Annotated in this window: 10 protein-coding genes; 3 read left to right on the forward strand and 7 right to left on the reverse strand. The window is 43.3% G+C overall.

What is annotated here, in order from left to right:
- Nucleotides 1-121: 121 nt before the first annotated feature.
- The 3 genes from ACLOR3_RS02875 to pulA are packed head-to-tail and all read left to right on the forward strand — an operon-like array spanning nt 122 to nt 3989.
- Nucleotides 122-934: a DUF1189 domain-containing protein gene (locus ACLOR3_RS02875; protein WP_129269754.1), complete on the forward strand. Its 813-nt coding sequence runs from the start codon at nt 122-124 to the stop codon at nt 932-934.
- Between the two features lie 11 nt (nt 935-945).
- A complete protein-coding gene (locus ACLOR3_RS02880) occupies nt 946-1929 on the forward strand; it encodes a LacI family DNA-binding transcriptional regulator (RefSeq protein WP_411400183.1) in 984 nt (327 codons plus the stop codon).
- Nucleotides 1930-1937: 8 nt separating this feature from the next.
- Nucleotides 1938-3989, forward strand: coding sequence for a type I pullulanase (gene pulA, locus ACLOR3_RS02885; RefSeq protein WP_411400184.1), 2052 nt, complete (start codon nt 1938-1940; stop codon nt 3987-3989).
- 34 nt (nt 3990-4023) lie between these two features.
- On the opposite strand, the gene ACLOR3_RS02890 is transcribed toward pulA, so the two are convergent.
- The 7 genes from ACLOR3_RS02890 to ACLOR3_RS02920 all read right to left on the reverse strand — a co-directional run.
- Nucleotides 4024-4965 carry a YitT family protein gene (locus ACLOR3_RS02890; RefSeq protein ID WP_048690300.1) on the reverse strand — a complete coding sequence of 314 codons (942 nt, stop codon included), beginning with the start codon at nt 4963-4965 and terminating at the stop codon, nt 4024-4026.
- A gap of 70 nt (nt 4966-5035) precedes the next feature.
- Nucleotides 5036-6790 carry an aspartate--tRNA ligase gene (gene aspS / locus ACLOR3_RS02895; RefSeq protein WP_411400185.1) on the reverse strand — a complete coding sequence of 585 codons (1755 nt, stop codon included), beginning with the start codon at nt 6788-6790 and terminating at the stop codon, nt 5036-5038.
- A 100-nt stretch (nt 6791-6890) separates the two neighbouring features.
- Entirely contained in the window at nt 6891-7127 is a 237-nt protein-coding gene (locus ACLOR3_RS02900; protein WP_238656651.1) for a hypothetical protein, read from the reverse strand.
- A 143-nt stretch (nt 7128-7270) separates the two neighbouring features.
- A complete protein-coding gene (gene dltD / locus ACLOR3_RS02905; RefSeq protein ID WP_048715048.1) occupies nt 7271-8539 on the reverse strand; it encodes a D-alanyl-lipoteichoic acid biosynthesis protein DltD in 1269 nt (422 codons plus the stop codon).
- Nucleotides 8532-8771 carry a D-alanine--poly(phosphoribitol) ligase subunit DltC gene (gene dltC / locus ACLOR3_RS02910; protein WP_006595371.1) on the reverse strand — a complete coding sequence of 80 codons (240 nt, stop codon included), beginning with the start codon at nt 8769-8771 and terminating at the stop codon, nt 8532-8534. Before dltC ends, dltD begins: the two co-directional genes overlap by 8 nt.
- Before the next feature lie 18 nt (nt 8772-8789).
- Nucleotides 8790-10040: a D-alanyl-lipoteichoic acid biosynthesis protein DltB gene (gene dltB / locus ACLOR3_RS02915; protein WP_411400186.1), complete on the reverse strand. Its 1251-nt coding sequence runs from the start codon at nt 10038-10040 to the stop codon at nt 8790-8792.
- Nucleotides 10037-10296 (reverse strand): AMP-binding enzyme (locus tag ACLOR3_RS02920; protein WP_412036973.1); only part of this gene is annotated, 260 nt, incomplete at its 5' end. The genes ACLOR3_RS02920 and dltB, both read right to left, overlap by 4 nt.

Consider the following 10296-nt stretch of genomic DNA (forward strand, 5'->3'; position numbering starts at 1 on the left):
GACAAGGGTAGCAAGTTGATTGATTTGCTACTAGTCTCTCTCCCATCTTTGGTTAAGGATAAAATCATGTTATGCTCTCCATACAAGGGAAATCCATCCCGGAGATTAGAAAGGTCACTTCATGCCCTATCCATTTAATTATTTTTCCAGCCTTTTTCAGGTAAGAAAAGCATTTGCCAACCGCAAACAACTTAATTGGTTCCAAATGATCTTTACCTCACTCTTTCTTCTATCCTTGACCCTCATTCCTGTTGCCATTCAAAATGCGGAACTACAGACCTACCCTTTAACCACCTTCGTTAGTGATGTCTTTGATCCCTTAACAGACGATGTTATGAAGGATTTAAAAGAAAACATACAGATAAATCAGCGAGAACTAGTCTATAACAGTCATTTTGGAGTTCATAAAAATGAGGCTGGTCATGTTATCTTAGGCCATCACGAAGGAACTCAATTAGGAGAAAAATTAACTCTTTATTTCGATAAAAACCAATTGATTGTAAGTAAAGAAAAGAAAGAACTAGCTACGATTCCTTACCAAGCCATCAATCAAGAGAGCATCCAGGACAAAAAAGAACTCACTAAGGCCATTTCCAAAGATTGGTTCCAGGCCAATCGATTGGCTGTTAGCCTCTTTCTCGTCCTCTTCTCAGGTTTCTTATCTGCTGTGAATTTTGCCATTTTAGTATTTGGAGCTTCCTTCTTCCTCTTCTTGACACGGAAGTCACGTCTCTTCTCTCTCAAGACCTTTAAAGAATGCTTCAATTTCACCCTCAACTGTCTAGGATTGCCTATTCTTGCGAGCGTCCTGATCAGTTTAGTATTCCACCAAGTCTTTACGACAACCATCTTGATCCAAAATATCCTATTTGTCTTGTTCCTCGCGCTTGCCTTCTATAAGACTCATTTCCGGGATCCAGATTACAAACCTTAGGGAGGTCCTATATGCGTGTCACTATCAAAGATGTCGCCAAACTTGCCGGCGTTGCACCATCTACCGTTACACGAGTGATTCAAAATAAATCTACCATCAGTGAAGCCACTAAAAAACGGGTTCGTTCTGCCATGAAAGAACTGGATTACCATCCAAACCTCAATGCTCGTAGCTTAGTGAGCCAGTCCAGTCAGGTCATTGCCCTTGTCTTGCCTGATGAAAGTGATGTATTCTTCCAAAACCCCTTCTTCCCTACGGTCCTCCGTGGGATTAGTCAGGTAGCTTCTGACCATGGCTATGCCATTCAGATTTGTACTGGGGTCAATGAGACCCACCGTCTCGAGCAACTCAAACAAATGATTTATGGTAAGCGGGTAGATGGGCTCATCTTCCTCTATTCCAAATTGAATGATCCTCTGGTTGACTTCTGTATTCAAGATAAATTTCCTTTCTTGATTTTGGGAAAAGCAACTTCACCTTTTGTATCCTTAGTGGATAACGACAATGTGAAAGCAGCCTTTGATGCGACAGAATATTTCATCAAGAAAGGATACCAACACATCGCCTTCCTTGGAGGAAATAAGGAATTGGCCGTTTCTCAAGACCGCTACAAGGGCTACCAAGAAGCTCTTGCCAGTCACCAGATCCCTCTCCGTGAGGAATTGGTCAAGTTCTCCTTTGGTTTCTTGCTGGAAGAAAGTTCTTACCAAATCATGGATACCCTGCCTTTTGAAGAACTAGAGGCACTTATGACAACAGATATTCTGGTTGCTGAAGGGGTTCGGAGGTACTTGAGTGACAAACAGGTCGATCTTCCAATCATCTCCTTTGACTCCATTAAACCACGGATTCCTATTGACGCCTATATTGATATCAATACGGTAGAACTAGGACGTGAATCTGTCAGAACCTTACTCCAAATTATTAAAGACAATAAGGAAAACAAAACTGTTTGCTACAGACAACTCATTGAACATTCGATTATTGAACTTTAGGAGAACCTATGACCACACACTTTGCAGCTTATTTAGATGACCAAGACTTGATTCGCATGGAAGGAGGAGAGAACGTAACGGCCTTTCTTCCTTTTACATTGACGTCTGGTTCGAAAGCGATTGAACTCTTGCCGACAGAGGAAGAAAAAACTCTTAGAAGCCCCCTTCCCATCGACATGAGTCGAAGCTATACCCTCTCCAACGCTATGGGAGAAACCTGCCTCCTACACTATCGTGACATTGTCCGCCAACCCATCTTTGATCAGCTATATGCTTATGATGGAGAGGATTTAGGGGCTCGCTACTCAAAAGAAAAAACGACCTTTGCCTTCTGGGCGCCCATTTCTCAAGAGGTTCAGCTCTTGATCAACCAAACTGCCTACCCGATGGAGCGGACAGAAAAAGGTGTATGGCGTTTAGAACTCGAAGGAGACTGGGAAAAAGCCTCTTATTACTACCAGCATCAAGTCAACGGTGTAACCCATATCGTCCATGATCCTTATGCTCTTTCTTCTGAAGCCAATTCAGGAGCTAGCTATGTCATCGACCGGCACAAGATTGAGCGCCCTATCCAGAGAGCCACAACCCAACTAGATCCGACTCAGGCCATTATTTATGAATTGAGCGTCCGGGACTTCTCCATGCAAAAAGAAGCTGGTTTCCAACATCCTGGAACCTTCCCAGCCCTCTTAGAATCTCCTAAGCATGGAGACCAGACCTTTGGATTTGACTATTTGAAATCACTAGGCATTACTCATGTCCAACTCATGCCCCTCTATGATTTTGGAAGCGTAGACGAAACAAATCCTACTGCTGGTTATAATTGGGGCTATGACCCTGTGCAATACAATGTTCCTGAAGGAAGTTTTAGTAGCCAGCCAAATGATCCTTACCAACGGATCCTGGAGTTGCAGCAAGTGATTGATGCCTATCACGAAGCAGATCTCAGCCTCATCATGGACGTGGTCTATAACCATGTTTACCTCTCTGACGAGTTTGCCTTTGAGCGGATTGTCCCAGGCTATTTCTATCGCTATGACCAGGATCGCCAACGAACCAACGGAACCTTCTGTGGCAACGATGTAGCCAGCGAGAGAGCCATGGTGCGCAACTACATCAAGCAGTCAGTCAAGCAATGGGTTCAACTTTACGGCTTTGATGGTTTCCGCTTTGACTTGATGGGCATTCTTGACCGCCAAATCATGATGGAAATTCAAGAAGAATTAGGAGCCATTTACCCCAACATTTACCTTTATGGGGAAGGGTGGAAGATGGATACCGGACTGGATCCTGAACTCCTGGCCCATCAATACAATGCCAGTCAACTTCGTCCGTATGGCTTCTTTAGTGACAACTTCCGTGATACCATTAAACGAAGCATCCTGAACGAAGGACGTATAGACAGTCACTATCAGGCCAATGACCTGGCTAATATTTTGACTGGTAACGTCGGACTCAAAGGAGCCCCCCACTTTGTGCGTCCTCAACAGGCAATTAACTATGTGGAATGCCATGATAACGCAACCTTCTTTGACTACCTCAAGGTTGAAAATCCAAACATTTCAGAGGAGGTGCGTCAGGCTAAAGCTCGACTTGGCTTGCATCTCGTCCTCTTGGCTCAAGGAGTTCCCTTCCTACATGCTGGTCAAGAGTTCTATCGCAGCAAGGGCTTAGAAGAGAATACTTACAATCTTCCAGATGCTCTAAATCAACTAGACTGGCTTTCTTCTACAGCTTATGAAACAGATATCCAGTTCCTACGCGAATTGATTGCCTATCGTAAAAAGGAAGAGCTCCTTCGCTTTGATAAGGCTCAAGATATACGGGATTACTGCCAAGTCACTTGGATCTCAGAGAGGACCTTCTCTTACAGCATTGAGAAAGACGGTTGTAAGTTGCTTATCTTGGTCAACCTGGGAGATCAAGAATGGACTTATCGACTCAAAAAATCTGCAAGATTAGCGATTGCCTACCCTCATGTGTTTGGAAGAGAGCAAGGACTTTCTCAAGAAGAATTTACCGTTCCAGCCCATGGTTGGATCTTGGTAGAACAAGCATAAAAAAATTCCTGCAAGAAGTTCTTGCAGGAATTTTTTAATCTTCTACTTCGACAAAGCGTCCAATAATATGAACATTGTCTGAAATTGTTATAAAAGCTTGAGGGTCTGCTTTTTTCATTAAAAATTTAAACTCATTAAACTCTGCTCGGGTAATAACCGTGAGTAAGACGGCTTTTTCCTGATGATTATAGGTCCCTTCGGCATTATGGATAATGGTTGCCCCACGATGCAATCGCTTATGGATTTTCTCAATAATCTTATCCGGCTGGCTAGTGACAATCATGGCTTGCATCCGCTTCTGCTTGGTAAAGACAGCATCTGTCACTCGACTGGAAACAAAAATGGTAATCATCGAATAGAGGGCATACTTCCAACCAAAGGTCATCCCTGCTATCAACATGATGGTCCCATTGACGATGAGAGAAATTTTGCCGACGTTCTTGCCCGTTCGCTTTCGAATGGTCAAACTGACAATATCGGTTCCCCCACTGGAGATATTATTCCGAAGGGCAAAACCAATCCCTGTCCCCATAACCACACCCCCAAACAAGGCGTTCATGATAGGGTCATTGGTGAGCGTAACTACTGGGACAAATTGGATAAAGAAGGAACTCATGGACACCGTGATAAAGGTGAAAATGGTAAACTTATGGCCAATTTGATACCAGGCGATGATCATTAAGGGCAGATTGATGGCATAAAATGACAAGGAAACAGGAATGGTAAATCCCAAAAATCGATCGCTAAGAGCTGAAACAATCTGTGCTAACCCTGTCGCTCCACTCGAATAGACACGTCCCGGCTGGAAAAAGAAGTTCACAGCAATCGCAGATAAAAATCCATAGACCAATGAGGCTGAAATCTTTTCATCATACTTTTCGCGGGAAATACTTTTCAAGACCCGTAATAATTTAAAATTATAAGCAATTCTTCTCACATAATAACGTAAGATTTTACCTAAGCGAGTTTTTTTCATGACTATCTCTCAATTTATAAATAAAGGGAAAATCACAGAAGCTACTTCTGCGGATTTTCCGCTTTTATTCTTACTCCTCAGTTTTGACTTCTACTTGTAGACTCAACTCTTCCAGTTGTTTGGTGGCTACTGTAGAAGGGGCTTGGGTCATTGGATCTGTTGCCTTGTTGTTCTTAGGGAAGGCAATCACTTCACGGATATTCTCCTCACCAGCTAACAACATGACAAAACGGTCCAAACCAAGAGCCAATCCACCATGTGGAGGGAAACCATAATCCATAGCTTCTAGCAAGAAACCAAATTGCTCTGTCGCATCCTCTTTTGAGAAACCGAGAGCCGTAAACATCCGTTCTTGCAATTCTTTTTGGTTGATCCGGAGACTTCCTCCTCCAAGTTCGTAACCATTGAGCACAATGTCATAGGCAATAGCACGTACCTTAGCGAGATCGCCCTCTAATTCATGAGCTGTATCTGCTTGTGGAAGTGTAAAGGGATGGTGGGCACTCATGTAACGGCCTTCTTCTTCAGACCACTCAAACATTGGCCAATCTACCACCCAAAGGAAGTTGAATTGACTGTTGTCGATGAGGTCTAATTCCTTTGCAATTCTGCAACGAAGGGCACCTAGGGTTGCATTGGCTACTTCTAGTGTATCCGCTACAAAGAGGACCAAATCTTTTTCTTCCAACTGTAAAGCACTTGTCAACTCTGTTGTCACGTCTGTCAAGAACTTAGCAACTGGACCGTTTAAAGCACCATCAGCTACCTTGACCCATGCAAGACCTTTAGCGCCATATTGTTTGGCTACTTCGGTCATCTTATCGATATCTTTACGTGAGTAGTTGTCTGCTGCTCCTTTGACCACAATGGCTTTCACTGCTGGAGCTTCTGAGAAGACCTTGAAGTCTACACCCTTTACAACTTCTGTCAAGTCTGTCAAGAGCATCTCAAAACGAGTATCCGGTTTGTCAGAACCGTAAAGAGCCATCGCATCATCGTACTTCATCCGTGGGAAAGGAAGGGTGACTTCAATTCCCTTGGTTTCTTTCATGACACGCGCAATTAAACCTTCCGTAATGTCTTGAATTTCTTGCTCTGTCAGGAAGGAGGTTTCTAAATCGATCTGTGTAAACTCAGGTTGACGGTCTCCACGTAAATCTTCGTCACGGAAACACTTGACGATTTGATAATAGCGGTCAAAGCCAGCATTCATCAACAACTGTTTAGTAATTTGAGGACTTTGAGGCAAGGCATAAAAGTGACCCTTGTTGACACGAGATGGAACGAGATAGTCACGCGCCCCTTCTGGAGTTGACTTAGAAAGGAAAGGTGTTTCCACATCAATAAATTCCAGCTCATCCAAGTAGTTCCGAATAGAGTGGGTTACCTTGGCACGCAATTTCAAGTTTTCCAACATCTCTGGACGACGCAAGTCCAAATATCGATAGCGTAGACGGGTATCGTCGTTAGCTTCAATGCCATCCTTGATCTCAAATGGTGTGGTTTTTGCCGTATTAAGGACAGTCAAGGAAGAAACGTGCAGTTCAACCTGACCTGTTGCAATTTTATCATTAGCTTGCTGTCTGGCAGCAACTTGACCTGTCACTTCGATCACATACTCGCTACGAAGACTCTCAGCCGTTGCCATTACTTCCGAACTGACTGTCTCTGGATTGATGACCAATTGCATAATCCCTTCACGGTCCCGCAAATCAATAAAGATCAAGCCACCCAAATCACGGCGTCGACTCACCCATCCTTTGAGGGTTAGTTCTTGTCCAATGTGTTCCTCACGAACACGTCCAGCATACATGGAACGTTTCATTGTATTTTTACTCTCCAAACTAATATTCTTCCTTCTATTTTACCATAAAGCCTGTCAGATAAGTGCTTTTCCAGAGATTTTTCCAGAAAAAACAGTTCTTTTATTCAGCTTCTTTCCCGGTAGGAGTTTTCTCTTGTTTTGCCTCTTCATCGTATAGGGTTGGGGCCAAGATTTTCATCAGACTAGCTGTTCCAAAACGCATGATAGCTGCCAAGACTCCAAATATTGGAGCCAAGCCACGGAAAAAGAAGTCTCCTCTGATGAATTGGGTGATGAGGCCCGTAATGAGAAAGATTACGATTCCTTGAAGAATCGCATAAACAGCTATTTTCTTCATTGTTTTCATGATTTACCAGTTCCTCTCTTTCAGTAGATAGACTTATCCACAAGTCTGTGGATAAGTCTGTGAATATGGGGATAAGTTTCTTCAAAACTATAGGAAAAAAGGTTGAGACTGGGTATTCTCAACCTCTTCGCATCTTACTTAAATTGATCCGGCTGGCCTTTATAGTTAGCCCAGTCCTGACTTAAGAAACGATTGTTAATCTTGTATTCAGGAGCCGGTTGAGGGTTGGAGACAAAAGGATCAACTGCCTTGTCAAATGCCAACCATCCATTCCAGCCCATATGAATGGTGTCCTGCATAAAGTAAGGTTTATCACCATCTTTAGAAAAATCAGCAATATGGGTAAAGCCTTGACTTTCTAGTTGGTAACGGATTTTTTCAACTGTCCGTTGATACATTTCTTTACTCAAACCTGTATAAGCCATCCATTTCGAGTTCACTGGAGGGATGACAAAGATGACATTGGTTTTAGATTGAGCAAACTGATCCAAGACCAGTTGTAAATCATTGTATTCTGGGGATTGTTCATAGGATTCATTCTTTTGGAATCCTTTGAGTTTCTTGAGCTTACTCGCAAGACGATGAGTATAAAAACTATTACTAATGCCTAGTTTATTATTATTGGTTTTCTTTTTGGCTTCCGCCGTCGCCACCTCTTCCAAGGCTTCGTAAGAAAATGTATCTGGCAAGTCGTTTAAGCGAGAGAGAACTTTCTTCTCATAGTTGCTATTGTTCATTGCCGTGAAGGTGCTAAAGAAGGCATCCTCCCGACGAACAAAGCGCATGAGGGTCTGATTGAGACCTTTTTCAAAACTAGATAGATTTTGACCTTTGGCTAGCTTCTGAACTCCTCCCTGCATAGCAACATTAGGATACTGCTGCAAGAGACGAGATGCCGCATACTGGCTTGCTGGCCCAGCTTCTTGGTTGGCCAAAAAGCTCGTTAATTGGTCACTGTTAAAGTATTGCTGAAAGGCCGATGAATCATAGCCGTCCTTCGTAAACCACTGGGGCGATACCACATAGACAGCCGTTTTCCCTTCTAGTTGAGGAAGAATTTGCTGCATCCCAAAATATTGGTTCAAGGATGCTGCCCCTCGTTGACCTAGAAAATACGGACGATAAGAGCGATCATACTTCTCAGCTAGTACTGCTGGGTGGACGATGTCAAATCGCAACCATTCGCTGGAACCAAAGAAGGGTACAAAACGATAGTTGGGATCCCCGAGCGCTTCTTCCTTACGGGCACGACTTTTGAAGCCTTCTGCCGTCAGGCTCACTGCGGCCTTTTTCTCTTCTGTCAGATTATGTTTGTGGTTAATCGGATAGAAAAAGAGAAGAGTAGCGACAAGAGCCATGGCGCAAAAGACTGGACCCAGAATCAGCCACAATCGTTTAAGCATTCTGAAGCTCCATGACACCTTCTACAATTTTGTTGGCAGTATTCCAGTCATCACGACCAAATTCAGATACTGGAACCCGAATATCGAAGCGGTTTTCCAATTCAACAATCAACTCAACGGTTCCCATGCTATCAAGAACACCCGCATCAAAGAGATCCTCATCCATCATGTCTGAGACATCTTCCATAAACAATTCGTCAATAATTTCAATTACTTGTGATTTTACATCCATTTTTCATTTTTCCTTTTCTTATTTCATTTTTGGAAACCATTGCTGATCCAAGAAACCTGAGAAGATCAGGAAGGACAGCATAACGGTGTTGAAGGTAATAAAGATTCCAAGAGCCTGAGTCCAACGATTATCTGGCAGTGGCTCAAGTCCTTTTGCTTTGCGCTCTTTATTCAGTGTCTTCTTCTTCCGAAGCCAGGCATCATTGATCACGAGACCTAGACCGTGGAAAAGACCATAAGCAACATAATACCAGGTCACTCCATGCCAGAAGCCCATGACCAACATGTTGATGATATAGGCAACGTTTGACGTTGTAATCCGACTCTGAAAGACCTTGTTGCGCATCAAGACCATGACCAGACGCATAAAGACAAAGTCACGGAACCAGAAAGACAAGCTCATGTGCCAACGATTCCAAAATTCCTTTAAATCACGCGATTTGAAAGGGAGGTTAAAGTTGATTGGGCTCTTAATCCCCATCAAGTTGGATGCCGCAAGGGCAAACATGGAATAGCCTGCAAAGTCAAAGAAGAGGTCCAAACCAAAGACATACATCACCCCTAAAGTTCCTAGGTTAAAGACGCCCCCTTGAAGAAGGGCATAAGTCTTGACATGACCTAGCAAGAGATGACCAAAGATATGAGCTAGAATGAACTTATAGAGGAAGCCAAGCATGATATACTTGACGCTCTGTTCCAGCATATCGAGGAGCTCATCCCGATCTGGAATCGTTAGGTAATCTTCATTGAAGCGTTTGAAGCGGTCGATCGGCCCACTTGAAAAAGTCGGCATAAAGAGCAAGAAACGCAAGAATTCCCAGAGGCTAAATTCTTTGAGGGTCCCATCTCGCATCTCGATAATCATCCCTACCGCTCGGAAGGTCAGATAGGAGATCCCAAGGAAGCCCATCCAAGACTGGGTCCCATCTATGGCTGGTTGCACCTTCACAAAAACCAAGGGTAAAACGACCAAGAAAGAGTGAAGATAAAAGACCCACTTGTTATCACGCTGGCTTCGATAGAATTTATAGGAGTAGACCCAAAGGATTTGCCAAAAGAGGTAGAAAAGAACCGCATAGATTTGTTTCAAATCCGTCCCTGTCAACATCAAAACAATAAAGGTTAGGCTGACCAAGGCTTCATAGACTGGGAAACGCTTCTTAAAGAAGAGGCCAACAAAGATGGGCAATAAGGCCCCAATCAGATAAATAAAGTAGACCGGGGTGCCATAGGGTTCTAAATGAGGGAGCTGTTTCAAAAACTCGATCATCGGTTGTTAACCTCGCTAATCAACCCTTTGATGTCGATTTTCCCGTTTGGAGTTAGCGGCAAGCTATCACGGTAGAGGAATTTTGAAGGCATCATATAAGACATCATGATGTTTTCCAAATCTTCCTTGATCGCTTTGGTAATATCAATCTCTCGCTCAAATTGTTCTTTGACCCCATCTTTTAAGATGACATAGGCCAAGAGATTTTGTACCTTGTGATCTTTGTTGTAGCGCGGTACTGCAACAGCCGAGTCAA

The organism is Streptococcus intestinihominis (genome assembly GCF_046824975.1).
In the GTDB taxonomy this organism is placed as follows: Bacteria; Bacillota; Bacilli; order Lactobacillales; family Streptococcaceae; genus Streptococcus.

Coding starts and splice junctions, on each gene's coding strand:
- ACLOR3_RS02875 (WP_129269754.1), top strand. CDS start 122: ATGCCCTATCCATTTAATTATTTTTCCAGCCTTTTTCAGGTAAGAAAA.
- ACLOR3_RS02880 (WP_411400183.1), top strand. CDS start 946: ATGCGTGTCACTATCAAAGATGTCGCCAAACTTGCCGGCGTTGCACCA.
- pulA (WP_411400184.1), top strand. CDS start 1,938: ATGACCACACACTTTGCAGCTTATTTAGATGACCAAGACTTGATTCGC.
- ACLOR3_RS02890 (WP_048690300.1), bottom strand. CDS start 4,965: ATGAAAAAAACTCGCTTAGGTAAAATCTTACGTTATTATGTGAGAAGA.
- aspS (WP_411400185.1), bottom strand. CDS start 6,790: ATGAAACGTTCCATGTATGCTGGACGTGTTCGTGAGGAACACATTGGA.
- ACLOR3_RS02900 (WP_238656651.1), bottom strand. CDS start 7,127: ATGAAGAAAATAGCTGTTTATGCGATTCTTCAAGGAATCGTAATCTTT.
- dltD (WP_048715048.1), bottom strand. CDS start 8,539: ATGCTTAAACGATTGTGGCTGATTCTGGGTCCAGTCTTTTGCGCCATG.
- dltC (WP_006595371.1), bottom strand. CDS start 8,771: ATGGATGTAAAATCACAAGTAATTGAAATTATTGACGAATTGTTTATG.
- dltB (WP_411400186.1), bottom strand. CDS start 10,040: ATGATCGAGTTTTTGAAACAGCTCCCTCATTTAGAACCCTATGGCACC.